This is a genomic window from Streptococcus sp. F0442 (assembly GCF_000314795.2).
In the GTDB taxonomy this organism is placed as follows: Bacteria; Bacillota; Bacilli; order Lactobacillales; family Streptococcaceae; genus Streptococcus.
The window spans coordinates 167,730-193,837 of the sequence record NZ_KB373315.1 but is presented as its reverse complement, the minus strand read 5'-3'; the positions used below and the strand labels follow the sequence as shown (position 1 = coordinate 193,837).

At 43.4% G+C, this 26,108-nt stretch carries 32 protein-coding genes; 2 read left to right on the top strand and 30 right to left on the bottom strand.

The features are described 5' to 3' along the window. Positions 1 to 29: 29 nt before the first annotated feature. From HMPREF9186_RS07405 to HMPREF9186_RS07350, 12 genes are all read right to left on the bottom strand, one after another. A complete protein-coding gene (locus tag HMPREF9186_RS07405; RefSeq protein ID WP_037614179.1) occupies positions 30 to 884 on the bottom strand; it encodes a PTS system mannose/fructose/sorbose family transporter subunit IID in 855 nt (284 codons plus the stop codon). Beyond that, complete coding sequence (locus HMPREF9186_RS07400) at positions 868 to 1,710, bottom strand: PTS mannose/fructose/sorbose/N-acetylgalactosamine transporter subunit IIC (protein WP_009732092.1); 843 nt, start codon at positions 1,708 to 1,710, stop codon at positions 868 to 870. Before HMPREF9186_RS07400 ends, HMPREF9186_RS07405 begins: the two co-directional genes overlap by 17 nt. A gap of 56 nt (positions 1,711 to 1,766) precedes the next feature. Then, on the bottom strand, positions 1,767 to 2,261 hold the full coding sequence (locus HMPREF9186_RS07395; protein WP_000261775.1) for a PTS system mannose/fructose/N-acetylgalactosamine-transporter subunit IIB: 495 nt from the start codon (positions 2,259 to 2,261) through the stop codon (positions 1,767 to 1,769). Between the two features lie 14 nt (positions 2,262 to 2,275). Next, positions 2,276 to 2,713 (bottom strand): PTS sugar transporter subunit IIA, encoded by a 438-nt coding sequence (locus HMPREF9186_RS07390; protein WP_009732091.1) that lies wholly within the window; start codon positions 2,711 to 2,713, stop codon positions 2,276 to 2,278. 140 nt (positions 2,714 to 2,853) lie between these two features. After that, on the bottom strand, positions 2,854 to 4,152 hold the full coding sequence (locus HMPREF9186_RS07385) for an ABC transporter substrate-binding protein (RefSeq protein ID WP_009732090.1): 1,299 nt from the start codon (positions 4,150 to 4,152) through the stop codon (positions 2,854 to 2,856). Next, positions 4,149 to 4,832: a response regulator transcription factor gene (locus tag HMPREF9186_RS07380; RefSeq protein WP_037614177.1), complete on the bottom strand. Its 684-nt coding sequence runs from the start codon at positions 4,830 to 4,832 to the stop codon at positions 4,149 to 4,151. Before HMPREF9186_RS07380 ends, HMPREF9186_RS07385 begins: the two co-directional genes overlap by 4 nt. Before the next feature lie 5 nt (positions 4,833 to 4,837). Beyond that, the gene (locus tag HMPREF9186_RS07375) at positions 4,838 to 6,154 is read right to left on the bottom strand and encodes a sensor histidine kinase (RefSeq protein ID WP_037614137.1); all 1,317 of its coding nucleotides are present in this window, start codon (positions 6,152 to 6,154) and stop codon (positions 4,838 to 4,840) included. Beyond that, positions 6,154 to 7,137 carry a substrate-binding domain-containing protein gene (locus tag HMPREF9186_RS07370; protein ID WP_009732088.1) on the bottom strand — a complete coding sequence of 328 codons (984 nt, stop codon included), beginning with the start codon at positions 7,135 to 7,137 and terminating at the stop codon, positions 6,154 to 6,156. The genes HMPREF9186_RS07375 and HMPREF9186_RS07370 overlap by 1 nt, the downstream gene beginning before the upstream one ends. Positions 7,138 to 7,324: 187 nt before the next feature. Next, positions 7,325 to 7,720, bottom strand: a complete 396-nt coding sequence (locus HMPREF9186_RS07365) for a single-stranded DNA-binding protein (RefSeq protein ID WP_003004675.1) — start codon at positions 7,718 to 7,720, stop codon at positions 7,325 to 7,327. 102 nt (positions 7,721 to 7,822) lie between these two features. Further along, positions 7,823 to 8,449, bottom strand: coding sequence for a YtpR family tRNA-binding protein (gene ytpR / locus HMPREF9186_RS07360; RefSeq protein ID WP_009732087.1), 627 nt, complete (start codon positions 8,447 to 8,449; stop codon positions 7,823 to 7,825). A gap of 9 nt (positions 8,450 to 8,458) precedes the next feature. Next, on the bottom strand, positions 8,459 to 8,776 hold the full coding sequence (locus tag HMPREF9186_RS07355) for a thioredoxin family protein (RefSeq protein ID WP_009732086.1): 318 nt from the start codon (positions 8,774 to 8,776) through the stop codon (positions 8,459 to 8,461). Beyond that, positions 8,773 to 9,063, bottom strand: coding sequence for a DUF4651 domain-containing protein (locus HMPREF9186_RS07350; protein ID WP_037614134.1), 291 nt, complete (start codon positions 9,061 to 9,063; stop codon positions 8,773 to 8,775). Before HMPREF9186_RS07350 ends, HMPREF9186_RS07355 begins: the two co-directional genes overlap by 4 nt. 143 nt (positions 9,064 to 9,206) lie before the next feature. Between HMPREF9186_RS07350 and pepA the strand changes: the two genes are divergently transcribed. Further along, positions 9,207 to 10,271: a glutamyl aminopeptidase gene (gene pepA, locus HMPREF9186_RS07345; protein ID WP_009732084.1), complete on the top strand. Its 1,065-nt coding sequence runs from the start codon at positions 9,207 to 9,209 to the stop codon at positions 10,269 to 10,271. Positions 10,272 to 10,515: 244 nt separating this feature from the next. After that, positions 10,516 to 12,000, top strand: a complete 1,485-nt coding sequence (locus tag HMPREF9186_RS07335) for a DUF1846 domain-containing protein (protein ID WP_009732083.1) — start codon at positions 10,516 to 10,518, stop codon at positions 11,998 to 12,000. Between the two features lie 109 nt (positions 12,001 to 12,109). Here the strand turns inward: HMPREF9186_RS07335 and HMPREF9186_RS11560 are convergent, their stop codons facing one another. The 18 genes from HMPREF9186_RS11560 to HMPREF9186_RS07250 all read right to left on the bottom strand — a co-directional run bounded on the left by HMPREF9186_RS11560 (position 12,110) and on the right by HMPREF9186_RS07250 (position 26,091). Beyond that, the gene (locus tag HMPREF9186_RS11560) at positions 12,110 to 12,265 is read right to left on the bottom strand and encodes a hypothetical protein (RefSeq protein ID WP_009732082.1); all 156 of its coding nucleotides are present in this window, start codon (positions 12,263 to 12,265) and stop codon (positions 12,110 to 12,112) included. A gap of 85 nt (positions 12,266 to 12,350) precedes the next feature. After that, positions 12,351 to 13,175 (bottom strand): 2-amino-4-hydroxy-6-hydroxymethyldihydropteridine diphosphokinase, encoded by an 825-nt coding sequence (folK, locus tag HMPREF9186_RS07330; protein ID WP_009732081.1) that lies wholly within the window; start codon positions 13,173 to 13,175, stop codon positions 12,351 to 12,353. Positions 13,176 to 13,200: 25 nt separating this feature from the next. Further along, positions 13,201 to 13,755, bottom strand: a complete 555-nt coding sequence (folE, locus tag HMPREF9186_RS07325; RefSeq protein WP_009732080.1) for a GTP cyclohydrolase I FolE — start codon at positions 13,753 to 13,755, stop codon at positions 13,201 to 13,203. A gap of 8 nt (positions 13,756 to 13,763) precedes the next feature. Next, a complete protein-coding gene (locus HMPREF9186_RS07320; protein ID WP_009732079.1) occupies positions 13,764 to 15,074 on the bottom strand; it encodes a bifunctional folylpolyglutamate synthase/dihydrofolate synthase in 1,311 nt (436 codons plus the stop codon). Beyond that, positions 15,075 to 16,034, bottom strand: coding sequence for a dihydropteroate synthase (gene folP, locus HMPREF9186_RS07315; protein WP_009732078.1), 960 nt, complete (start codon positions 16,032 to 16,034; stop codon positions 15,075 to 15,077). It lies immediately after the preceding gene. A 167-nt stretch (positions 16,035 to 16,201) separates the two neighbouring features. Beyond that, positions 16,202 to 16,933, bottom strand: coding sequence for a CPBP family intramembrane glutamic endopeptidase (locus tag HMPREF9186_RS07310; protein WP_009732077.1), 732 nt, complete (start codon positions 16,931 to 16,933; stop codon positions 16,202 to 16,204). Between the two features lie 68 nt (positions 16,934 to 17,001). Continuing rightward, positions 17,002 to 18,195, bottom strand: coding sequence for an acetate kinase (locus HMPREF9186_RS07305; RefSeq protein ID WP_009732076.1), 1,194 nt, complete (start codon positions 18,193 to 18,195; stop codon positions 17,002 to 17,004). Positions 18,196 to 18,246: 51 nt separating this feature from the next. Continuing rightward, positions 18,247 to 19,200 carry a class I SAM-dependent methyltransferase gene (locus tag HMPREF9186_RS07300; RefSeq protein WP_009732075.1) on the bottom strand — a complete coding sequence of 318 codons (954 nt, stop codon included), beginning with the start codon at positions 19,198 to 19,200 and terminating at the stop codon, positions 18,247 to 18,249. Positions 19,201 to 19,230: 30 nt separating this feature from the next. Then, positions 19,231 to 19,689 carry a competence type IV pilus minor pilin ComGG gene (comGG, locus tag HMPREF9186_RS07295; RefSeq protein ID WP_009732074.1) on the bottom strand — a complete coding sequence of 153 codons (459 nt, stop codon included), beginning with the start codon at positions 19,687 to 19,689 and terminating at the stop codon, positions 19,231 to 19,233. Further along, a complete protein-coding gene (gene comGF / locus HMPREF9186_RS07290) occupies positions 19,655 to 20,107 on the bottom strand; it encodes a competence type IV pilus minor pilin ComGF (RefSeq protein ID WP_009732073.1) in 453 nt (150 codons plus the stop codon). The genes comGG and comGF overlap by 35 nt, the downstream gene beginning before the upstream one ends. Next, a complete protein-coding gene (comGE, locus tag HMPREF9186_RS07285) occupies positions 20,097 to 20,384 on the bottom strand; it encodes a competence type IV pilus minor pilin ComGE (protein WP_009732072.1) in 288 nt (95 codons plus the stop codon). Before comGE ends, comGF begins: the two co-directional genes overlap by 11 nt. After that, positions 20,350 to 20,754, bottom strand: coding sequence for a competence type IV pilus minor pilin ComGD (comGD, locus tag HMPREF9186_RS07280; RefSeq protein ID WP_037614176.1), 405 nt, complete (start codon positions 20,752 to 20,754; stop codon positions 20,350 to 20,352). Before comGD ends, comGE begins: the two co-directional genes overlap by 35 nt. After that, positions 20,744 to 21,061 carry a competence type IV pilus major pilin ComGC gene (gene comGC / locus HMPREF9186_RS07275; RefSeq protein WP_009732070.1) on the bottom strand — a complete coding sequence of 106 codons (318 nt, stop codon included), beginning with the start codon at positions 21,059 to 21,061 and terminating at the stop codon, positions 20,744 to 20,746. The genes comGD and comGC overlap by 11 nt, the downstream gene beginning before the upstream one ends. Continuing rightward, complete coding sequence (gene comGB, locus HMPREF9186_RS07270) at positions 21,058 to 22,089, bottom strand: competence type IV pilus assembly protein ComGB (RefSeq protein WP_232198443.1); 1,032 nt, start codon at positions 22,087 to 22,089, stop codon at positions 21,058 to 21,060. Before comGB ends, comGC begins: the two co-directional genes overlap by 4 nt. After that, positions 22,022 to 22,963: a competence type IV pilus ATPase ComGA gene (gene comGA / locus HMPREF9186_RS07265; protein ID WP_009732068.1), complete on the bottom strand. Its 942-nt coding sequence runs from the start codon at positions 22,961 to 22,963 to the stop codon at positions 22,022 to 22,024. The genes comGB and comGA overlap by 68 nt, the downstream gene beginning before the upstream one ends. A gap of 87 nt (positions 22,964 to 23,050) precedes the next feature. Next, positions 23,051 to 23,443: a DUF1033 family protein gene (locus HMPREF9186_RS07260; protein WP_051035314.1), complete on the bottom strand. Its 393-nt coding sequence runs from the start codon at positions 23,441 to 23,443 to the stop codon at positions 23,051 to 23,053. Between the two features lie 225 nt (positions 23,444 to 23,668). Beyond that, entirely contained in the window at positions 23,669 to 24,772 is a 1,104-nt protein-coding gene (locus HMPREF9186_RS07255; RefSeq protein ID WP_009732066.1) for a glycosyl hydrolase family 8, read from the bottom strand. Between the two features lie 8 nt (positions 24,773 to 24,780). Further along, positions 24,781 to 26,091: a glycosyltransferase family 2 protein gene (locus tag HMPREF9186_RS07250; RefSeq protein ID WP_009732065.1), complete on the bottom strand. Its 1,311-nt coding sequence runs from the start codon at positions 26,089 to 26,091 to the stop codon at positions 24,781 to 24,783. Positions 26,092 to 26,108 lie beyond the last annotated feature (17 nt).

Sequence of the window (26,108 nt, the reverse complement as noted above, 5' to 3'; positions counted from 1 at the left end):
CCTACTAGCAAATTCGTTTTTTCTTTACCTTAGTATTTAAGATGTGGGTCAAAGATACCAAGAGCAACACCGATCAAAGCAACTACAACGAGAAGTAACATGACTTTGTTTGGTGAAATTTTTTTCTTAGACATCAACCACCAGCAAAGAGTGATGACGGCCGCTGTCAAGAGACCTGGATAAACACCATCGATCTTTTCTTGGATGTTCAAGAAGACTTTTCCTTCAGAATTCTTGAATTGAAGGGCTGTTGTAACAGATACCCAAGTAGCTGCTACGGCACCGATAACCATACCACCGACAACGCTGATCGCTTTACGAAGAGCTTGTCCTTTTGGTCCTACAAGGAATTCAACGGCTTTATCCCCTAATTGGTAACCTTTGAAGAAGGCAAAGCGCATACCAAAGTAAACCAAGAGGTTCCATACGACGATGTAGAAGAGAGCACCAGCGACGTTACCACCTTTAGAAAGTCCAAGGGCAATCCCTAAAAGAACGGGAATCAAGGTACCAACGACCAATGAGTCACCAATACCAGCGATTGGTCCCATCAAACCGGCACGCATCCCGTTGATGGTCTCGCCATCTACTGCATCTCCGTTTGCACGCGCTTCTTCCAAACCAGCTGTGATCCCTACAACAAGAGATCCAAGTTGTGGTTCAGTGTTGAAGAAGGCCGTATAGGTTTGCATCGCATCTTTTTGTTCTTCTTTGGTGTCATACATTTCTTCTACGATTGGAAGCATAGAAGTCAAATACCCGAAGGTTTGCATATGTTCTTGAGAGAAACAAGTCAAATGACCATAATACCAATGATGGAATGCTTTTGCTAATGTTTTCTTTGAAATTTTCTTTCTATCAGCCATTTTAAATATCCTCCTCATCATCGTCTAGGTCCACCACTCCGGCTGGAGCAGCTTTCATCGATTTGATCACTTCAAGTTCATAGTAGATTACTGCAAAGATTAATGAAACAACGGCACTAGCTACCAAGTTCAAACCGAGAGATTTCGCCAAGGTAAATCCAACAAAGAATGGAATGAAGTCAGTTGCTTCTGTAACAATTTGTTTCAACAAGATGGCAATACCGACACATGGGAGAAGAGCACCGACTGTAAAGAGGGCTTTCATCCAGTAACCATCCATAGGAAGGTATTGTTTCATCAAATCAACCATGTTTTCACCATATTTGGTGATAATCATTGTTGGAAGGAAAGAGAAGAGGAAGTGAGAGATCCAAGGGTAAACCCAGTCAACTGCGTAGAGTTTTTTGAAGTTTCCTTCTGCAACGGCTTTCCAACCAATATGTTGCCATACCAAGTTCATAGTAGCGGTACCGTAGAAAAGAACGGTACCGATGGTCCCAACGGCTGCACCGATTGGTGCTGCAGCTGCGGCGATTCCAGCTTCATCTGTGATGTGATTGGCATGCACAAATAAGATAGCAAGAGGAATTCCGATATAAGAGATAGCCCGCACATCGGCAGATACGGTACCACCAGGTGTTACCAAGGCGATATAAACGACTTGAAGGGCAACCCCAACCATAATACCAGTTGTCACATCTCCAAGAATTAAACCTGAAATCAACCCACCGATCAAGGGACGACCGAGTGTATAGTTCCCGATACTGGTACCTCCCATACCAGGCATTGAAGACAAGCTGGCGAAAATACCAAGCAAGATTGCTTGAATCCATGAAATTGTCATAACAAACGCTCCTTTTGTTTGTAAATTTATTTACCTAACAGATCAGACTGTTGGGTTTAAAAACCAAATTTTGATTTAAAATCATCCCAATACCCGATGGAAACATCTGGCAACAATTGGAATTTCACCTTGTAGCCTGCTGCTTGAATGGCTTGGAAGGCTTCTGCTTCTTCCTGAGTGATGGATTGGTTATTCCCCAATTTCACAGCACCTGGACGATCATTTGCAGGGCCTACGATGATTTCTTTGACATCACCTGGGACAAACCCTTGGTCGACCAAAATTTCCTTCATATCGATTGGATTCTTAGTGATCAAGAAGTAACGACTATCTGATTCCGTTACTTTTGCTGATTTTTCCTTAAAGGCTTCTTTTGTCCATACAAAGGTTTTCTTGTCGGATGCTCCTTTGTAAGCTTGGATCAAAACCTTGTTTGATGCTGCTGCATCGTTTACGGCAATCAAACCATCACATGGTTTTTCTTTTGCCCAGCGTGTGACTGTCTGACCGTGAATCATGCGGTCATCAATCCGTACAAATGTTACTACCATAAGGTACCTCCCTATTAAATATCGTCATCATCTTCTTCAGCACTAGTAGCTGAAACTTCAAAAGGCTGTAGTGCAGATCGTGCTTCGGATAAGATGGTAGCTGACAAATCGTCTCCATCGAGCACATCCTTCATCACAACTGCTGTCAAGGCCATGGTGAGGTTCATCCCACCAAGGATCAAGGCCCCATCAAGCTTTCCAGCTTCTTCTAGAACAGTAGCTGCAGTGGTTAATGGACTCCCCCCTACAATATCTGCCAAGACCAACACGCAATCTTCTGCTGTCAATCCTGAAATGCTCTCTCTAAAATCAACTGCGAAGTCATCAACCGATTTTCCTTCTTTGAGTCCAACTGCGATGACCTGATCCATCTTGTCACCAGCAAACATGGCCAGTGATGTTTTTAGACCTTCTGCCAGTCCACCATGACTGACTAAAACGAGGTATTTCATTTTGTTACGCCTCCTTTATTTGTCTCTATTGTAGATCATTTGAAAGCGCTTTTACATTGTCAAATGTCACATTTCAAATATGACATTTAGCAATAAAAAAATGACATCTGTCACTTGACAAAATGCCATCTTATTTCACTCTAAGCTCCTACCTGTAGACTGCTTTCCATCTCCCTCTGAATTTGAGGCAAGCGGTTCTCGACATCCTGATCGCGCAAGGCATTGCCGATCAAATAGTCTAGCTTTTCTAGCACCTCTTTTGAGACATTTTTAGGGCTGCTTTCAACAGCTTGTTCCATGATGCGGTTCAAGGTCTGATTGGTCAAGGAGTCCGTCCCAAAATCATCCACCTGCAGAAGGTCTTTACTGGAGCGACTCTTGACGACCTGTGGCATGACAGAGATCCCTTGAGATTGGGCAAAAAGGGTTTGTTGAATGTCTGGATCCTCTGTCAAAACCTGCATCAACTCCCAAGCCAACTTAGAATGAGAAGTCCGAGCGGACATAGCAAAAGAAGTCGTTGTGACTAAGGTCGCCTTGGTCGTTTTTGACTTAGCCGGCATCGGGATACAGGTCCAGGTAAAGTTTGAATATTTAGAAACGTGGTAGGGATAAGGTTTATAGGTCCGATATTGGGCCAAAGTCATGGGATAGAAGGCGACTTTCCCCTGGTCAAAATCTTTGGAACTCACCTTGTAATTTTTATTTAGATCTTCCAATTTTTGTAGGAAAGTCAAGGACTCTTTGACTTCTGGAGCTGTCAGCTTAAGCATCCCTCCTTGAAAGAGTTGACCACCATTTGCTGCTAAGGCTTCTTTCCAGGTGTATTCTGTACTTCCAAATTGGTCCAATTGGCCATCTCCATTGGTATCTTTGGTTAGTTTCTTGCAAATCGTATAGAACTCTTCAAGGGTCCAACCTTCTTTGGGAACCGCGATGCCTTCTTTATCCAAGAGATCTTTATTGACACACATCAAAATAGGATTGCTTTCATAAGGCAAGGCATAGGTTTGGCCCTGATAGACACCCGATTCAAAGGCAACGGGATAAAAGGCAGCTTGGTCTTTTCGATCCATATAGCCGTTTAACTTTTCTAGTACCCCCCGCGCCGCTAATAAGGAAAGATCTTGCTCAGAGACCATAAACACATCTGGCGTTTTTCCTGAGACAATCTTTTCAGAGAGCCAGTCTGAATAATCTGACTGCGGAATCCCGTTTTCATACTCTACACGGACATGGGGGTGGGATTTTTCAAATTTTTCAATCGCACGATCCAAGGCATGGGAACGTTGACTGGTCGGCACGTCCCAACTAGAACCTGCATACACGCCAATATGAAGCACGGTCGGTTGCTGTTTCCACCAATAAAAACCAGCGCTCGCACAGAGCGCTAAAAGGAGACCAAGCCCCCAACAAAGATGCTTTCGCTTCAATTTCATTCTGTATTTCCTTTAGAAAAATCACGTCTGGTCACTCCTGTTTGGACAGACCAGATCGCTAATTGCGTTCGATCTCTTAGGTTTAATTTCGCCAAAATCGTTGATAAGTAATTGCGCACGGTTCCTTCTGATAAGAAAAGTTTGGCCGCAATTTCTTTATTGGACTCCCCATAGCCGACCTCTTGGATAATGCGCCATTCCGTCGTGCTCAAATCCTTGACATTGTCTTCATCCACAGCAATAGAGAAGTTGGATTTGGCCATTTGAGAGAAAATTTGAAAGACCTTGCTAGCGATATTCGGGTTGATCATGGCTCCTCCCTGGTATACCACCTTAATCGCTTCATAGAGCTCCTCTGTCGAGGCTCCTTTTAAAAGATAACCTGAAGCACCATACTTGAGTGCACTATAGATAAATTCATCATCGTCAAAGGTCGTTAAAATAATAATTTTGATATCCGGATAGTGTTCTTTTACTTCTTTTGTCGCCAAAACCCCATCCATGCCTGGCATCCGAATATCCATCAAGATCAGGTCAGGATGTGTCTGTGGAATGCTAGACAAGACGTGATTCCCATCTTCCACTGTGGCCACCACTTCGATATCAGGGTGGGCCGACAAAATAATTTTTAGAGATTCTCGAATCAAGGCCTGGTCATCTGCCACCATTACTTTTATCACCATTTCTATCTCCCTTCTTTATATTTCGGTAAACTAACGCGCGTGAAAAATCCATCGCGACTTTCAAATTGAAGCTGTCCTCCTAGGATGGAAATACGCTCCATCATCTGCTTGAGCCCATAGCCATAGGTTAAGGTTTCAAACCCAACCCCATTGTCCTGCAACTCGATCAGGTAATCTTCTTCATCCTCAAAAAAATGAAGGGTCATCCGGCTGGCATGACCATGGCGAACCGCATTGGTCATAGACTCCTGGATCACACGAAAAATCGTATCTTCAATCATGACGTCCATATCGACATCGACCCATTCATAGTGTAAATCAACCTGCAAGTTGGAAAGCGTCTGGTACTCGCGGATCATCTTTTCTAAAGCATCTTTGAGGGTTCGTCCCTCAAGGGCACCTGGACGGAGGCGGTTGAGAGAGCCCCTCACATCCTGGATCCCTTCACGAACCACTTCTGATACACTTTTCACCTGCTCTTTTGCCCGATTGGGATCGATATCAATCAAGACCCCAACAGCATCTAAACCTGCTGAGATCCCTGTTAGCGCGTGCCCCAAGGTATCGTGAATTTCCCGAGCAATCCGCTTACGCTCCCGATCTTCTGCAATCTTCTCAGACAAGGCCAGATAGTTGTTCAACTCCGTATTGACCTTCGAAACCATAGCCAACTCTTCTTCTACTTCGTGGTTTTCCGCAAGAACATTCATAATATAGAACAAAAGCGAAATAATAAAGAGCACCATATTCAAGGCATAGAGGGAATTCTTCAAGAAAAAGGCCAGAATCCGGATGGAGGCAGGGTAAAAATGAATATAGACATCAAGAGAAGGAATCGGAAAGAAAAGCGAAAAGACGTCTGAATTGGTCACAAGGAGCATCAAGAAACTTACTAGGATAAAAGCAAACCAATACTTGCGGTCTCGCTTGGTATTCAACTCTTTGGAACCATAGAAGATATCCGCAAAAACCAAGAGAATTAGCCCGTTATAAGCTACATTTTGGACCCACATCAAAAGCAACATCAGGAGGATCTCCAGAATGTTCCACTGATCAAACATAGACCATCGACTCGTTTGAGACCGATAACGACTCATTGAAATCAAGGCAATCCCAGCAAATAAGACCGCAGACAACCAAAAAGTCGTAGAGGGCGCAAAAGGAATACGCTCCAAACGCTCCAATAATAAGGAGGCTTGCCGTTGGGCAATGATATAGTTGGTTGCTTGAAGATAGATGATACTGTTGAGCATAACAGCGATAAAATTCACGACCATCAGAATGGCCAAACTGTACCTCACACCTCTAAATTTTCTCATTACTGCCACCCATTCACATCAAATTGATCGATGTTTTCCTTTGTCATCATTTGAACCGGAATGGTTATTTCTTTTTGGTAGCTCTTCCCAGCCGTCATATCTTGGATGACCTCCATCACGCGATCTCCCATCTTCAACGGAGACTGGGCAACGGTTCCCACGACATCATCTGTCGAGTGCAGCAAGGCTTTCATATCTGGTGAGCCATCAATCCCATAGATCGCAATAGGATGGGTGATTCCTTGCTCCTTGATCGCCGCTAAAGCTCCTATAGCCGAGCGGTCGTTTAAGGCAACCAAGGAATCTATGTCAGTCTCAGATCGCAAGAAGTCTCGAACAGCTGGCATGGCGATCTCCGTCTGCCCCTTGGTTTCTAGTTCCGATACGATCTGATAAGCTCCATGCCCTTTAATGGTATCCTTAAATCCCTGAATCCGTGTATCTGCTGAAACAGTCCCCTTATGTTCCAAGAGAAGGATCCGAGCACTAGAAGAGCGTTTCATCAACTCTTTTGCAATCAAGACCCCTGCTTGATAATTATCAGATACAATACTGGCGTCCGGTTTAAAATACTTCAGCTGGGTATCAACTGCAATGATCTTAATTCCTTGTTTTCTAGCTTTTTTAAGAGCCCTTAGAATCGGCTGACTATCCCCTTTGACCGGATTAATCACAATCACATTTACTTTTTGGGCACAAAAATCATCGATCTGCTGGCTCTGCCTTTTTTCGTCCAATTCTGGATCTCGGACATAAACAAGAGCCCCTTTCTCATCGGCAATTCGACTTATTTCCGAATGAATACTTTTATAGAACTCATTGTTCATGGTCATATAGGTGACACCGATCTTGGTCTGATCCTTGATGCTACTGGTTTGACAAGCAGCATAGATCCACAAGAGGATGCAGGCAACTGGAATCAGCAGTAGAACCCGTTTTATCAGCCATTTCAATAATTCTTTTCTTTCTTCTTTCCCCTTCAAACTCCGTTCCTTTTCTGAAAATTTTGAATATATATTACTTTATTTTACTACTTTTTCAAGAAAAGTGCTGGTTTTTATTGTACAGATGCATTTATTTGATTCATTTTTAAAAGAGTCGTTCCCGAATGAAATCCCTAGCAAGTATCAAAAAAGCTGGTCTATAAACGAACCAGCTTCCTTTTTGCTTCTAAAAGGGAAGATCTTCCTCTTCTAAGATGATATCGGCCAAATCTCCTGTTCCACCATTTTCACGCATAGCCCGCTGAGCCCGGCTCTCTAGCAATTGAAAACTTTGGCAGAGGACCTCTGTCACATACTGCATGACGCCATTTTTCTCGTAGCGGCGCGTCCGAATCTCTCCATCCAAAGAGATCAAGCTACCTTTACTGGCATAACTAGCCATGGTTTCAGCCAATTTCCCCCAGACAACGACATTGACAAAATCAGTCTCTCGCTCCCCGTTTTGGTCCTTGTAGCGACGATTGACCGCAACGGTCACTCGGGCAACGGATTTATCTGTGCTGGTTTTATGCAATTCTGGAGCCGCTACTAGGCGACCGATTAAAATAACTTTATTATACATCATTTACCTCCTATCTATTTATTCGAAAAAATTTCAAAAAATGGAGGTTGTAACTCAAAATCATCAAAAAATCCAGGATTCAAAACATCCTAGATTCTTTCCTTATTCATACCAGTGACGAGCTGGATCAAATGGTGTCCCTGCTACTTCTGCGTCGTTCAATTCAATAATGCCTCGTTTTTGAGGAGCATTTGGCAAGTGCAATTCGCGAGGACTGCACATCATGCCATAACTTTTTTCACCACGAAGTGCCCCTGGGAAAATCAAGCTGCCATCCGGCATCATGGCACCTGGAAGAGCAACAATGGTTTTTAGACCCACCCGCGCATTTGGAGCCCCTGCTACGATCTGAACTGTCTTATCTGCCCCAACTGCTACTTGGCAGATATTCAAGTGGTCACTATCTGGATGGGCCACCATTTCAAGGATTTCTCCGACCACAAATTTTGGTTCTTGATCGTTGACCAATCGTTCTGTGAAGCCTTCTGCTTCCAATTCTTGATTCAAACGAGCTACTTGCTCATCTGTCAAAAAAACTTGGCCCTTGCCTTCGATGGCGAAGAAAGATGAGGCATCAAAAATATTCCAGGCAACCGTTTCTTGGTTGTCCTCACGGTAAACGCGAGCCACCTTTCCTTTTCTCTCCACCGCTAGCTTGGCTTCTCCACTATTTTTCAAGGTCAGCATCAATACATCGCCGACTTGTTCTTTGTTGTATGTTACAATCATGTTCTTCTCCTATTTTAATCCTGCTAAGAATGCTGTAATCTGGGCTTTAGTTTTCCGATCCCGATTGACAAACCGTCCGATTTCCTTATCCTTTTCCAGAACCACCAAACTAGGGATCCCATAAACATCCCAGACTTTCGCCAGATCCATATAGGCATCTCGGTCAATTAAGATAAAGATAAATTCGGGATTTTCAGCCTCAATCTCCGGCAAAAAAGGCTTGAGATAACGGCAATCCCCACACCAGTCAGCTGAAAAGACAAAGACTTTCTTGCCCTCTTGCTCTACATAAGAAGCAATTTCTTCTAGAGAACTCGGTGTGATCATAGTTTTTCCTCTTCATAGCGCAAGAGGCTATCCTCATAAACAAAGCGGTAATGGCGCTCATCTTCAAAAATAACGCCTCCTACTAAGCGCTCTTCACTAGACTCATAGAGTTCCACATACAGAGTCGCAATCGTCCCCATGGCTTCCATTTGCTCCCGTACTTCTGCTACCAACTCTTCTTGAGTACGGAGACGCTTTTGATCTTTGGCAATTTTATAAACACCGGCCGCAAGAGCTCCTGCACTTGCTAGAGCCAGACTAGACAAAATAATTTTTTTAGCTTTCATAGTGCCTATTGTAACACAAAATAAGCAGAGGGACAATGGTCTAGGATGGATCTCCTCCTTCAGTTTTTTGGGACCGATTTCTATAATAACGCTACCATCCTTATAGAAAAAGTGATAAAATAGCATCAGAAAGAAGGTAACCTATGACTGATTTATTTTCTAAAATCAAAGAAGTAACTGAAATTCCTGCCATCTCAGGTCATGAAGCTCCTGTACGGGATTATTTGCGCCAACAATTGACCCCTCATGTGGACGAAATCGTGACAGATGGTCTCGGCGGGATCTTTGGGGTCAAACACTCAACAGCAACCGATGCTCCTCGTATCTTAGTAGCTGCACACATGGACGAAGTTGGTTTTATGATCAGCGAAATCAAAGCTGACGGAACTTTCCGTGTTGTCCCAATCGGAGGTTGGAATCCGATGGTCGTCAGCAGCCAACGCTTCAAACTCTTTACACGTGATGGACGTGAATACCCTGCTATTTCCGGATCTGTTCCTCCACATTTGACACGTGGTACAGGTGGGCCAACCGTACCTGCCATTAGCGACATCGTTTTTGATGCAGGCTTCAGTTCTAAAGCTGAAGCTGAGAGCTATGGCATCCGTCCTGGAGATACCTTGGTCCCAGATAGCTCTGCAATTCTCACTGCTAATGGTAAAAACGTCATTTCTAAAGCATGGGATAACCGCTACGGCGTCTTGATGGTCAGTGAATTAGCCAAGAGTCTTTCTGGTCAAGCTTTAAACAACGAACTCTATGTAGGTGCTAACGTTCAAGAAGAAGTAGGACTTCGTGGAGCCCACACCTCAACTACTAAATTCGATCCTGAAATCTTCCTTGCGGTAGACTGTTCACCAGCGGCTGATGTCTTTGGGGATCAGGGCGCGATCGGGGAAGGAACACTGCTTCGCTTCTACGATCCAGGTCACATCATGCTACCAAATATGAAAGACTTCTTGCTCACAACTGCTGAGGAAGCGGGCATTAAATTCCAATACTATTGTGCCAAAGGTGGTACCGATGCAGGTGCAGCACACTTGAAGAATGGTGGAGTCCCATCAACAACCATTGGTGTCTGCGCACGTTACATCCACTCTCACCAAACCCTCTATGCCATGGATGATTTCTTGCAAGCGCAAGCCTTCTTGCAAGCATTGGTTAAGAAATTGGATCGCTCTACAGTTGATCTGATCAAACAGTATTAAGAAAATCCAATCAGAAGCCTCGTAAGAGGCTTTTTTAGGAGGGAAACAAAGTCCTCTTGGAAACCTTCTACCATGAGTAACCATTGAACCCCTTGGCATCCACACTCCCCTATGGAAAGTATCTTAGAATATTTTATCTTCCATCTGTTTTCTGATATAATATGAAGGAATGAAATGGTAGGGAACTGAACACTCATCCTTGGTTCTGTGTGGCAGACCCTTCCCTTATATACAGGAGTTTTACATGAAAAAACAAGCTTTTAGTTCTGAACAGTATTTGAACTTGCAACGTGACCACATTATTGAGCGAATTAACCAATTTGATGGCAAGCTCTACCTTGAATTTGGTGGAAAGATGTTAGAGGACTTCCATGCCGCTCGTGTCCTCCCTGGATACGAACCAGACAATAAGATCAAGCTGCTCCAAGAATTGCGCGACCAAGTGGAGATTGTCATTGCCATCAACGCTAACAACATTGAGCACTCAAAAGCCCGTGGAGACCTAGGAATTTCTTATGACCAAGAAGTGCTACGTTTGATCGACAAATTCAATGAATTAGGGATCTACGTTGGGTCCGTCGTCATCACTCAATATGCTGGACAAGCTGCAGCAGATGCCTTTCGCAAGCAACTAGAGAAGAGTGGTATCGCCTCTTACCTCCACTATCCGATCAAGGGCTACCCAACGGATATGGACCATATCATCTCTCCTGAGGGGATGGGGAAAAATGACTACATCAAGACCAGTCGCAATTTGGTTGTGGTAACAGCTCCTGGACCTGGTTCTGGTAAACTGGCAACTTGTATGTCCAATATGTACCATGACCAATTGAATGGAATCAAATCTGGTTATGCTAAGTTTGAAACCTTCCCTGTGTGGAATCTTCCTTTGCATCACCCAGTCAACTTGGCTTATGAGGCAGCGACTGCAGATCTAGACGATGTCAATATGATCGATCCCTTCCACCTCCAAACTTACGGGAAAACAACGGTCAACTACAACCGCGACATCGAAATCTTCCCTGTACTGAAGCGGATGTTGGAACGCATCCTCGGAGAATCTCCTTACGCTTCCCCAACAGATATGGGTGTCAATATGGTCGGTTTTGCCATTGTGGACAATGATGCTGCGATCGAAGCCTCTCAACAAGAAATCATCCGTCGTTATTACCAAACTATTTTGGACGTCAAAGCTGAACGCGTCGGTGAAGGGGCAGTTAAGAAGATAAAACTCTTGATGAATGATCTTGGCATTACACCAAATGACCGAAAAGTAACCGTCCTGGCCCGTCAAAAAGAAGAAGAAACAGGCGAACCAGCAATGGCGCTTGAATTACCAAACGGAGAAATGGTAACAGGGAAAACTTCTGACCTTTTTGGCCCAACGGCAGCCCTCTTGATCAATGCCATCAAGAAATTGGCTCATATTGACAAAGAAACCAAATTAATCGAGCCTGAGTATGTTCAACCGATCCAAGGCTTGAAGATCAATCATTTGGGTAGTCGAAATCCTCGCCTTCACTCGAACGAGATCCTCATTGCCCTTGCCATTACGGCCATGAGCAACGAAGATGCCAACCTTGCTATGCAAGAATTAGGCAAATTGAAAGGTAGCGAAGCCCACTCAACGGTTATGCTGACAGACGAAGATAAAAATGTCCTTCGCAAACTCGGCATCAACGTCACCATGGACCCCATCTACCAATACGATCGCTTGTATCGGAAATAAAGAAAAGCAAGGCTAGACTGTTGGTTCTAGCTCCATATACAGAAAATCCCCTGAGTTCTTGAAACAGTTAGCACTCAGGGGATTTTTCATAGTTTAGCTGGATGGAGAATTACCTCTCCTTAAAAAGATAGAGACCCACAACCAGCATCGGGATAAGGAGAATGGGATACACTTCTTTTGGAAGTAAGTTCGTTTCCAAACTCAACCAAAGGAAAAGAATAGCCAAAATAATCGCGATCAACCATTTTACAAGATAAGATTTCATGACGCCCTCCTTCTCTTCGTCTAATTAAGCTTAATATACTCCTGCTCAATTAACCTGTCAAGGTAAAAAATAGTTGACCCTTGGATCAACTACCTTTTGTTTCTTTTACAGCCTCCCACAGTTGTCGGATCTGTTTTCTTTGAACAGGATCCACAAAATGAGGGGCAATTTCATTTAAAGATTCTAATACAAAGGCTCGTTCTGCCACATAGGGATGTGGCAAGATCAAGCTAGGGCTGTAACAAATCGTGTCCTTCATATAAAGCAGATCTAAATCAATTACACGCGGTCCCCACTTGATCTCACGGACACGCCCCATTTCCTGCTCGATGGCAAGTAAGGTCTCTAGTAAATCCTCTGGGGTCATCCAGGTTTCAACCTCTGCCACCTGATTCAAAAAGGCGTCTTGCTCCACTCCTCCCCAAGGTTCCGTTTCAATCCTTGTGGACGTTTGAAGAAGGTGAATGCCTCGATCCTTGATTTTTTCTAGCGCCGTCTCTAGCTGCAGTTGTTTATCTCCCATATTGGTACCAAGGCCAATAAAGGCTCGTTTTTTCTCTCGTTCGATTGTCACCGAACAAGTCTCGAGGGGCAAGGGAACAGGAGCCCAAGGTTTTTTCAACTCCAGACGAACTTTTTCTACAAAGGCATAGCTTTCGAAAATCTTTTGCACCAATTGGAAGGCAACCGTTTCAATCAGATCGATCTTTTCTGCCTGCATCCACTCGGTCAACTGTTCCGCCAAGATCCCATAATGGATCGAAGCTTCCAAATCACCTGTACGGGCAGCACGAGTCATCTCATAATCCACCCATAGGTCTAGGACAAAGCGTTGTCCCAATTCTTTTTCTGCCGGAAAAACACCATGATAGGCGTATATCTCTAAGTCCTTGATCCGTAATTGATCCACTCTCTTCACCTCTTATAGCCGGCCATTAGTGGCCCATGAGTTTATAGGCTTCATTTTTCAAGTCTTTATCTGTCGCAAGCAGTCCACGCGCAGCAGTTGTCACTGTAGCAGTCCCGGGTTTACGGACACCACGCATGTTCATACACATATGCTCTGCTTCTACCCAGACAAGTGCTCCTTGTGCTCCAAGATATTCAATCAAGGCATCTGCGATTTCTACCGTCAAACGTTCCTGAATCTGTGGTTTTTTAGCATAAACTTCAACCGTACGAGCCAGTTTTGAAAGCCCAGCAACACGGCCATTTGGGATGTAGGCAATGTGCACTTTTCCATAAAACGGCAAAAAGTGATGCTCACACATGGAATGGAAGAAAATATCCTTCTCAACCACCATATTGTTATCAATGATTTCAAATGATTTAGACAGGTGCTCTTCTGCCGTCTGTCCTAGTCCTGAAAAGATTTCTTGGTACATCTTTGCAATGCGGGACGGGGTTTCTTGAAGCCCTTCACGGTTCTCATCTTCACCGACTGCCTCGATGATCATTTTTACTGCTTCTTCAATTTTCTTTGTATCCATATCATCTCCTAATTGGATTTTTCTTTTTTTAATAAATAAGGTCGAACTTGGCTGAGAAAGTAAAGCGATCCTGTTACAACAAGGAGCTCATCTCCTTCAGCTTGCCAATTTTGTAGAAACTCTTGCCAGTTAACCTTTTTCAGCTGGTGTTTTCTAGCAACAGTTGCCATCTCTTCCTGAGAATAAGCTCTTGGATCTTCAAAAGTCGTGAGGATCAAGCGACTATTTTCAAGGTCCTGCCATTGAAGCAACATCTCTTCTAAGGCTTTGGTGCGAATGCAGGTAAAAAGGATGGTCTTTTTTTGTCTTGGAAAGAGTTCCTGAAGACTTGCGATCAAAGGCGCAACGGCATGGGGGTTATGGGCCCCGTCCAGCAAGATCATGGGTTTTTGAGAGATAACTTCCATCCGACCAGGCCAAACAACCTGACGCAAAGCCTTATCTACCAACTCTTTTGACAAGAGTTCACGCCCTTCTCTTTCAAAAAGTACATCACAGATACTGATAGCAAGAGCTGCATTTCTAGCTTGGTGATAACCTAAGAGCGCCACTTGATAGGAGGCCTTTTCTCTTTTGAAACTGTGATAAGAAAAGGATTGGCCCGATAGACAAGAGGCTTCTAGCTCAACCTGATAATCTCTGTCATAGGTAAACATTGGAGCCTGCTGACTATTCGCAATGTCTTCTATGACTTGGCTAGCTTCTGCTTCTAATTTCCCTAGAACCAGAGGGATTTTTGGCTTAATGATACCAGCCTTTTCACGGGCAATGGAAGCCAAATCTGGCCCAAGAAGAGCAACATGGTCCAAGCCTATCGACGTGATCGCGGTCAGCACCGGCTGGCAGACGTTGGTACTGTCTAGTCGTCCCCCCATACCGACTTCCATAATCACATAATCCAGCTCCTCATGAGCAAAATAATCATAGGCGATCGCCGTCATCACTTCAAATTCCGTCAAACCTTGAAAGATGTCTCTTGATTCTTCAGCTTCCAAGAGCTGTTGGTAGCTATCCAGGTAGGTTTGCAGGTCTTGATCGGAGATGGCTTCGCTATTAATGGTCATTTGGTCATTGTAATGGATCAGATAAGGAGAGGTAAAGACTCCAACACGTAAACCTGCCTGTCTCAAGAGTTGGGATAAAATGGCAATGGTAGACCCTTTGCCATTGGTCCCCGCAACATGAATGACCCGACAGTCTAGGTGAGGATTCCCTCTCAAAGCCAAGAGAGCTTCCATGCGCTCCAAACCGAAATGTGGATCTTGGGACCGATAGGCTTCTAGCCAACGAAGATCCAACTGATGTTCTTTTGTCTTCATTTACTTGTATTGTTTTAAATTCGTATCTGCTGCCTCTTGGGCTTGGAAAATAGCTTGGCCCAGACTAGCTGCCATCTTGTGAAGGGGAATATCATGCACCCGCACCACTTCAACCCCTTGGCTAGCTGCAATGCTCGTCAAATGGCTCGAAGCCAAGTCCCGGTTCCAAAAACCAGTCTCAGTAGTAGGATCTGTCTCAAATCCAGCTTCCTCAATAATATTGACCACAAAGCGTTTCCGAGAGACTCCAAGAAAGATTGGATAGCCCTTTTGGTGAATCGTCTCTAGCTCTTGCAATAAGAGTAAGTTCTCGCGCTTGGTCAAACCAAAACCAATCCCAGGATCCAGCAGGATATGATCCTTCTGGATACCAGCTTCTTTTGCTACCGCAAGCGAACGTTCTAAGAAGGTCCACATCAAGTCTTGAATAGGTTCTTGAGCCATCTCTTGAAGCTCTTGCTCTGAAAAAGCCGGTTCAAATCCAAAACTTGGAAAAATAGTGGAACTTGGATGACTCGGTCTAGCCATGACGGGATTAAACATGAGAATCGCGCTAGCTTCATGCTGAGCAACCACAGTGGCCATCTTAGGATCTCCAAGAAGACCAGTAATATCATTGACAATATCGGCTCCAGCTTCCAGCGCTGCGGCTGCCACTTGGGACTTCCAGGTATCCACTGAGATCAAGACATCACTTTCTTTCCGAATGGCTTCAATCACCGGAACCACACGGTCAATCTCTTCTTGAATCTCCACATAATGACTACCTGGTCTGGTTGATTCCCCTCCGATATCCAAGATCTGAGCCCCTTCTTGGATCAGTTTTCTAGCCTGCTGCAAGGCTGTATCTATACTTGTATACTTGCCGCCATCAGAAAATGAATCAGGAGTGACATTTAAGATGCCACAAAGAAGCGTCCCTTGGGCACTCAGCCATTTCCTATCTACTCTTCTCCCCATTTTCAACTCCTTTTCCTTGAACTAGAGAGCAACGAGATGAGAAAGAGGCTAGAACAAGAGTTCAAACCTCCGAGTTAGCTCTCCTGATGGACTGTATCAGCTTTCTAGTTGCCCTTAGCCTATCGACTTTGGGTGTGCATTAAAACTCATTGGTACCTACCATTTTATCATAATTTATCCGGGAAGAAAACTCTCGATACCGGCAATAAACAGAGGAGTAAGACAGCCGGAGAATAATAAGCCAACGCATTCAAGGTCATATGGAGACAGATGCTGTACTCGATCCGCTTGTAGCGATAAGCCACCCAAGTTATGATCAAGGACATTCCTCCATAAGCTACCCATTCTCCTAAGGTGCTAGGCCCATGCAAGAAGGTGAAAAAGAGGGCTCCAGCTAAGTAACCGATCGGTTCTGCCCCTCGAAAAATCAAGCGGGGGATGATGGCTCGACAGAGCAACTCTTCTAGAATCGGGGCAACAAGGATCACGACCATCCCCATGGCAAGAAAAGGAGCATGGGCTTGAAGTTCCATCAGAGCCATTTGATTTTTCGTCGTATCACTCCCCTCTTGTTGCAATAGGGGATAGGCTAGCATGTTATTGGCTATCAACAAGAGGAAAAAAAGGAAATTTCTTCCCAAAGCTGGCCAGGTAATCACACGAACATCTAGGTTCTCTAGAGGACTCTTTTTAATGACCACATAAAAAACAAAGAGTATTACAACTGTAGCCAACACAGTGAGAATGGTGACTATCCTTGCATCAAGCCCATTCCGTATGGAAAAGAGCATGGAAACAAGTGGCAATTGCGAAAGGAAAAACAGGGGTACAAAAAGAAGGAGCCAGAGGGCATTCCTCCATAATTGGTGCTCTCGAACAAAAGACTGTATTTTTTTCAATCAAGAACCTCTTTCTAGCATAAAATAAGAAGGTTGGGACTTTCGCCTCCAACCTATCTCATTTCAGTCTACTTATTTTTGAAACGTTCAACATCACGTGCAATGACCAACTCTTCATCTGTTGGTACTACCAAGACTTTCACACTCGAATCAGCTGTGGAAATATCTCCTACAGCTCCAAAGACGTTCTTTTCAGGATCGACCTTGCAACCAAACCAGCTGAGACCATTGATGATCGCAGAGCGAACATTCGCTGCATTTTCACCAATTCCAGCTGTGAAGATAATAGCGTCTGCACCATTCAAGACAGCAAAGTACTGACCAATGTATTTTTTCAAACGATCTACAAAAATGTCAAAAGCTAACTGAGCCTTTTCATCGCCATTGTGCATCGCTGTATGGATATCGCGCATATCGCTAGAAGTTTCTGAAACACCAAGAAGACCTGACTCACGGTTGAGGATCCGACTGATATCTTCAGGCGTATTGAAATCCTCTGTGTGTTCCATTAAGTAGGCAATGATTGCTGGATCAATATCTCCTGTTCGAGTTCCCATCATCACTCCACCTAGAGGGGTGAAGCCCATTGAGGTATCGACAGAGATTCCTTTATCAACTGCAGTGACAGATACACCATTTCCGACATGGCAGGTGATCAATTTCAACTCTTCCAATGGTTTCCCAAGAACTTTAGCCGCCTCACCAGCTACGTACTGATGGCTTGTTCCATGGGCACCGTATTTCCGAACCTTGTTTTCTGTGTAATATTTAGTTGGAAGAGGGTAACGATAAGCTTTTTCTGGCATGGTTGTATGGAAAGAAGTATCAAATACCACAACACTGGTAATATCTGGACAGATCTCTCTGAAGGCACGAATGCCAGCCGCATTTGCAGGATTATGAAGTGGAGCTAGCAAAGATAACTCTTCCACTTTTTGAAGAACTTCATCATCTACCAAGGCAGAATCCTTGAAATATTCTCCACCAGCAACGACGCGGTGACCCACCCCTGTAATCTCATCGTAGGATTTGATAATATCAAAGCGAATCAAATCATCCAACAAAATTTTTACAGCTTGTGTATGGTCGTGGATATCTAATACTTGTTTTTCTGAACGTCCATCAAATTTAACAGTTGAAATAGAATCTTTCAAACCAATCCGTTCAATCAATCCTTTTGCAAGAACTGTTTCTTCTGGCATTTGGTACAATTGCCATTTCAAACTAGAGCTTCCTGCATTAATAGAAATTGTTTTCGACATATATTCACCTCATTAAGCGTTTTCACTTTTTCTATTATATCAGATCTTTGATCAAATTTCACTATCCATTAACCAGTTTTGGAAACTTTCCATAAAGTGGAGCACTTGATCTTGATCCTGTAGATTCGTGAAAGGATAAACAAAAGGTTGAACAGACTCTTCTTCTTGTTTTCGTAGGACGAAAACCGTCTTCGCATAGGCTGGGTTTGAAAAGAGGGATTCCGGCAAGGTGAGCATGGCAAGGATCTGAGCCTTGTCTTTCAACCAAGCTTTTAAAAGATCGCTCTGAGGACTCGTCAAGAGGTTGTTGGGAGCTAAAAAGATGGCTACCCCTTGAGGTTTCAAGTATTTCAATGCTTGTTCCATCATGAGATGATGGGCATAGGTATGTTCTTCTGCACTGGCTACCTGATAGCGCTGGGCAATGGCATCATCTGGATAATATCCAATTGGAAGATCGCTGACAATCAAGTCACTTTCTTTCAAAACTTGTGGACGAACGGCATCTCCTTGCGCAAAAACCACACTAGACTCCATTACATCAGCGATACTAGCAGATAGATCAATCAAGAGGTCATCCAACTCCAATCCTAAGTAATTGATCTTGAGGCGACTATTGTTGACAATGGTCTCAGCGAGATTCCCTGTTCCACTTCCCACTTCTAAAATATCCAGTTCTTCTTTTGAGGACAGCTGATCGATCAAAAAGGTAATGATAAAACCAATCGCATCTGGGGTGAACTGGTGATTCGCTTGCAAAGGCTCTGTTTGAGCAGCTTTCATAAAAAGGAATTGGTAGGCTCTGCGCCATTCTTCCTTACTTAAACCTAGCTCTTTTAATTTTTGGCTATTGTTTTTGACAATGTCTAGATCTGTCTTGCCCTCTAAATACATGGCATTTTGTTCAATCAAGGCGTCATAAAAGTTGGTCGACAATTCATTTTGAATACTTTGAGTGTTTTCCAATAGATAGGTATAGGCTTGTTCAATTTTTTCGAAATTCATGATTTCCTCCGCACCCTATCATACCAAAAATTAGTCTTTTTCGCTATTTTCTGATGGCTCCTTCGTCTCTTCGGGCGTCTCTTCCAAAGGCTTTTCTGTTTTGTTCTTCTCTTTATCTTTCTGTGTCTTCTTCTTTGCTTTTTCGACTTGCTTACGTTCTCTTTCTTCATTTACCGGAAGGACAAACTCATAGTTTTCTCCATCCATCTCGGCCTGAGCATGAAGAAAACCAGTGTCCTGCTGTAGCTGAACGGTGCCAGACTTTAAGTGAATCTCTGATGCCTTCTCATCACTCTTTCCTTTTTCAAGAGCCAACTGTACCAAAGCGTAGGCTCGAAGGCGATCTTGACTCGCCTTTAAGATCCGTCTCTCCGCAACCTGACGGTGAAGGTAAAACTGAAGCAAGAGACTGAAAATTGCTGCCATCAAGAGGGCGTAGAGCAAGACACCAGCCTTAACTTTTTTCATTTTGTATCGCTGGTACCACATGGTAGACGTACTCCCTTTCTAGACCTTCTTCAAAATTCAAACGCAGATGAATCAACTCCCCCTCCTGCCAAATCTGACTGGAGTGAATACCTGAAATCATAGGCTGATAGCCCCTGCCCTTATCATCTGTTTTTCGGATATCATCTCCTTTAGATTGGCCAATGGCAATCGGTTTTTGATCCTGAACCAAGTAGATATGGTCGTTCTCCACTTTTTCAAAATGACTCCGATCCAATTCCACCTGCAATTGTTGCTGAAATAAGATCCATTCTTCCTGCTTTTGCTGTGCTTGGTAATCCAACTCAGTATGTAGGAGCTTGGTCAAGCCTTGAAAGACCAATACACCCCCACTTAGCACTAAGAGAGCAACCAAGGCTTCGAGCAAGGTAAAGGCTTTGACCCTCCTTTTATTCCACATGCAGCACCACCTTCCCCTGATGATAGACCGTGATTTGATTGGCATCTTTTTCGACATGAACCTGAATACCATTAGCCTCAAGATCATTTTGTCCTGCCTGAAGAGCCATTTGGGCGACAGACAAGACTTCTACTTCCTTGAAATCTGCTAGTCGCTCCTTGCGCGAACGCCGGATCTCCCCTAGTAATAAGGTTGTAATCATGGCAAATAAACTCAAGGCAACTAAGGATTCTAAGAGAATACTAGCGGGAACGAATGCTCTTTTTAATTTTCCCATTTCCAAGCGACAGTTGATAGGTCACCACTCCTCTCTGTGTCTGAAAGTGAACATTGGCCAGGGATGAATTGCCACCTGCTCGGTCCAAGCGAATAGTTTTAGGATCTTGCAACGTGACAGAATCAGGAATTTCCACCGTCTGGTAAGGCGTTTGAATCTTCCTTGCAGTCACTTCAACATCCAATTCCTTTTGCCTTGCCAGTGCTATCTTCTGGCTTTCTTGATAGAGGTGTTCAAACTCTGCAAAAAATACTTTTTCTTCCACTTGTTGAAAACTCGTCTTGATCGATCCCGACAAGCCCAAATAGATGAAGCTGACGATCATCAAGGTCAGAAGGGTCTCCACCAAGGTGAAGGCCTTAATCTGCAACCGCACGAGTTTCTCCACTATTTTTTGCATAATAGGCACGGTAGGATTCTGCTTGTTTGTTGGTAATATTTCCATCAGCAATCAGTTTTCCTAAAGTGGCTTGATCATTGGCATGATTAAGTTCATACAATTCTGCCTGGCTTTCGACCACCTTGACAACCGCTGCATTTCCTGCCTCTTTCACAGAATCTTTTTGTTTGGTCAAATTTGGCACAAAGAGCAATAAGAGTACACTAATGATCAATAAGACCACCAACATTTCAATGAGCGTAAAAGCCTTTACCTTATAGGTTTTTAATTTTTTCATAAATGAACCTCCATATTTTGATAAATCGGCAGCAACATAGCTGCATAGAGTAAGACAATCACAAGAGCTACAAAAATAAACACCAAAGGTTGTATCACATTCATAGCCTTGTGAACCCGACGAAAGAAATCTTCCCAGGTTTTTTCAGCGTAGATTTCTAGCTCACTTCCGAGCTTTGATTTAACCTCACCATATTCAATCATAAGGGGCAATTCTTTTTTGAAAAAAGAATAGCGTCCAACTGTATCTGAGAAAGACTGGCCACGATCTAAAGAAAGAGCTAAATCCCTCCCAATCTCTTGAAAAAGTTGGGATTTTTGCTCCTGCATCATGGTAAAAATCTGAGACAGCTCCAATCCCTGTCCAATCAGATTGCCCCATTCTCTGGCATAATAGGCTGTCAAATAAGCTTGAATCATGCCTTTCCCGAAAGGCAGATGGGACAAGCTTCTAAAAACTTTGATCTTACTAGACTGTCTATAATAGAGAAAGCCGAGTAAGACGAAAGCTACCAGTCCCGCTCCTAGCGCAAAAAAGAGCTGGGGAAAAGAGCTGATCAGTTGGGTACCGATATTTTGAGCATCCATTTGCGGAAGCAAGTAATTGCGCAAGCCTAGCATAATCAGAACTAAAAACCCAAGTAAGATGAGAGGATAGGTACTCACCTCGATCAGCTTTTTCTTGACCTTTCGCATATTCTCCAGATAAGCACTAATTTTCTCCAAGCTCAAGGCAAGATTTCCATGGAGCTCAGAAAGAGAGAGCTGTGTCGTGACCGCATCTGAAAAACCGATCCCCGCCATCATCTCTGAAAAACTCCGCCCTCGAGAGAGATCCTCTCGCATCTGGGAAACCAAGCGACTCTCCACTAGGTGGGAACGGTCCAAAAAATCGACAATTTCAGATAGGTGAAAACCACTCGAGTAAAGATTCAAAAACAATTCAATGATTTGCTTTTGTTTAGCGGTAGATAATTTTTTCGGCTTGTGCCTGAGCCAGCTGGATATATCCCGATTGAGCCAAGAGATCCATTTGTTGGTTCCAGCGGCTGGCTGAATGCTCTTGGTAGTTTTCTGTTGCAAAATCAACAACCCCTCCTCCTGCAATTAATCGTTGGTAACAAATACCTTGTAAAACAATCTTGAGCTCTTCCTCACTGACCCCTAGTTCCAAGAGACGTTCATAAACACCTCGAACGCTCTTGGCATGGATAGTAGAGAAGACTGTCACACCTGTCAAACTAGCTCGAACAACTGCACGAGCTGTTTCCTTATCTCGGATTTCTCCAATAATGAGAAGATCCGGCCGATGACGTAAAGAGAGTTTGATCAAGTTGTCATAGGTCATACCAATCTGGTCATTCAGCTGAAGCTGCAGCATATTGTCCTGCTTGATTTCGACCGGATCTTCAATGGACATAACTTGCTGGCCCGCAAAGCGCTCTTGGGCTAAAGCATGCATGAGGGTAGTTTTCCCCGAACCAACAGGGCCCGCAAAGAGATAGAGCCCACGGCCAGCTAATTTTTTCTGCAATTCCGGCAACTGATCAAACCAAAAACGCAATTCGCGTTCCTCATCATGCAGGAGTCGAATGACTAAGCTTTCATAGCCACGATAATCCCCCACCGTCGACAAACGCATCGAAACCAGCCCATCCTCCAAAGGGTAATCGCACGATCCTAACTGGCTACGCCTTTTTTCTCCCACGTTCATCCCTGCCACGAACTTAAAATGGCTAATCATAGCCGTCATCTCCTCAAAAGGGAAAGCCTGCACAAAGCGCCGTTCATCTCCTACCCTCATAAAGACTTGGTACTCTTCCCTCCGAGGGATGAAGTAGAGATCCTGGGCCTCTTCATTTCTACCCATACGGATCAATTGTTTAGCAATTTCTTGAACCATAATTCCTCCTCTCACTTATACTATTCGAAAAAGAAAAGAAAAAAAGAAGACTTTCTAGATCGCTCTAAAAAATCTTCTAATTTTTACTTATAACAGGGTTTTTGCACCTTTTTGGGGATCAGGACTATATTGGCAAGAACGGTGTTTCCGACTTCCTTTTTCCTTTTCGTAACCAGGACGGAGTTTGCTTTTAGGAATTTTTTGTTCATCCTCCAAGAGAACGATCGAATGGAATAACTGCACATCTTCATTGCAGTCCTCACACCATTCTTGTTCTTTGGAATCCCAAAAGATCGTCATCAAATCACTCCTACTCTTGTAACTAGGAAAGTGATCATTCAACTCCAACCACTTTTGCTTGTAGAATTTAAGCGCTAGGTAATAGTCGTCAAAAGTTTGACTACCGACGACATCTTCTTCCCAACCATCTAAGAACCACCAGGGTTCACAGTCCCCGTACATTTCAATCACTCGATACATAAACTCTTCCATCCTTTGTATTCTCTATTATATAGAAAATCATTTGAGAATAAAAGTTTTCTGCTCATAACATAATTTTTCAGATAATTTTCAGATGTTTTTCTCTATATTTTTCTAAAAATAGACTATCCCTTTCCTTTAGGTTCCTTTTTTCGAAAATAACAAAAAGAGAATCCCACCAAAATGGTCAAGCCATCTTGCGGGACTCTCACTCTTTTTAACTCCTTAGAACAATTCAAGCGCAATCATGGTTGTCATGGTTGCATCGTAATAGTTGTTCAGAGGTAAATCTTGTGTGAAGATATACTTATTCTGTTGAACCAACTTCAAATAGCCTTTTTCATGCTCAGACGCATAAACAATCGGTGCCAAAAAACTTGCTGCCTGATGATTGTTCAAGGCCTTCCCTTTCAAATCATAACCCGCATACAGGTTTCTTTGACTCTTGAAAAAGTTTAACATTTTTTTCACCAGTTTTTGACTAGTTGCGTCCTTGCTTTGAACAAGGTTGTATGGAAGACGACAAGCGTTATAAGAGTAGGCACCATCATACTTGGATTCAATCGTCTTAGGATCCGCTACGCGAGTGCCTTGCTCATCAACCCAGATGAAATCAGGCAATAGGCCCGTTTTTGTTTGGGAACTAATTGTTTCTAATTGTTGCAACATCTTCTCTTTGATATCCAACCACTTCGAATCTTTTGTCACTTCATAAAAGATCTGGAATTGCGCTGGTAGTGTATCAGACGTTCGCATCAAATGGTAAAATTCTGAATTCTGATTAGCCCAATTTCCCACTGTCAACACACCAGTTTCTTCATTGTAGTTGTAAGTGAGGATATCTTCTAGAATCGCTTTGGCTTGAGCTTGGTATTCTTTAGCTTGCTTTGGCCATTGCTGAGCAGCTTCTAACAAGGCATAGGCAATGTATAGATCCCCATCTGTAGCGTTATGATCCTCAGCCTTTGTTTTTCCATTGTTGATGGTTTGTTTCCAAGACATCAACTGGGTGCCTTCTAAGCGGTGCTTTAGATAATATTGGTAGAGTCGGTCAAAGTCTTCTTGTTGGGCTTGCCCTTTTCTGGCAGCCGCAACTGTAATGAGCATCCCATAACTTTGCCCCTCAGATAAGACTACTGATTGATCGGTATCATTGCTTGTCCGAACAAAGGACTCTTTTCCTTTCGAAACAACAAAATGCTCACTCCACTGACGATAAATTCGATTTCTCATTTCCACCTTACTTCTCGTTCTAGCTAAAAACAAGGTCAAACAGAAAATGCAAAGGATGACTAGAAACCATACATATCTCATCTTTTTCGTTTTCATATTTTCTCCTATCCTGCGAATCGTTTTGTTTTAACCCATTTGGTTTCTTTACGGTGCAATAGTTTATCCATCACAATAGAGGAGATGGCATCAATTGACACAATGATAAACAGTTGAGAATAGGTGAAATAGGCAGCCAAGGCCAACCAAATTTGCTTGGTAGTTGCTTGACCAAACTGTGAAGCGAGAGCTACGTTAATCTGAAGCAAGTAGAGCCCAATCATCAAGATCCAATTGAACAACATCAATTGTGCAATATAGATATTATCAGCATCAAAAGCAAACGGAATTTGAATACCTGGTACTACTGTATGGAGACACATGGCGAGAATGTTGGCAAAAAAGATCAAATCAGATAACACGATCGCCGCATTAAACCAGAAGAAGATACAAGAATAGTTGGTCACTTCCAACTTCACGCGCCAATTTCCCTTACCAAATAAATGCTTGAAATTAGAAAGAACCACTTCATAATTCCCTTTGGCCCAACGTTTCCGTTGCATATAATAACTCTTCAGAGTTTCCGGCTCTTGTTGGAAGGCTTCTGAATTATAGGCTAGCGCAATCAATTTCCCACTTTGCATAATCTTGAAGGAAATATCCGTATCCTCTGGCAAGGCACCATTTTTCCAGCCTCCAATACTTTTTACAAAGTCTGTTTGGATGATAAAGTTGGTTCCTGGAATCCGTCCAATCTTAAAGAGGTGCCACATCCCCACATGATGCACCCGTTGGGTCACAACAATTTCTTGGTTGATACAACGGGTCAAGAAATTTTGACCTGCATTCCGCGTTTTGTTCCGACCGAAAGAGGCCACATGTCGTTCTGGATCCTTCAAGACTTCTTTCACAAGGAAATAAAGAGCATTCTTTTCAGGCATGGCATCCGCATCATAGACACAGATATAATCCCCAGTTGCCATTTTCAAAGCGTCATTCAGAACACCTGCTTTCCCACCTGTTCCACTACGATTGATGATGGTCAAATCACGTCCTGCATACTCTGGCAATGCTTTGACGGCTAGACATTCTTCGTAGGTCCGATCGGAACAATTATCCGCAAACAGCAGTAATTCTACCCGATCATGAGGGTAGTTCATTTCAAGAATAGCCTTGGCTGTCTGTGCAATAACGACATCTTCATTATGGGCTGGCACGACAATGGTCACTTTTGGATAATAAGGAAGCGGATCCGTATTGACACGAAAATCACTATGTTTAAACCAAAAATGAACAGCCGAAAAGAGGATGACCAAGCCCCAAGCTAAGGAAAGCCAAATTGAAATCAAGGCAATAATCATCATAATTTGACTAATCATGGTCCACCGCCTTAAAG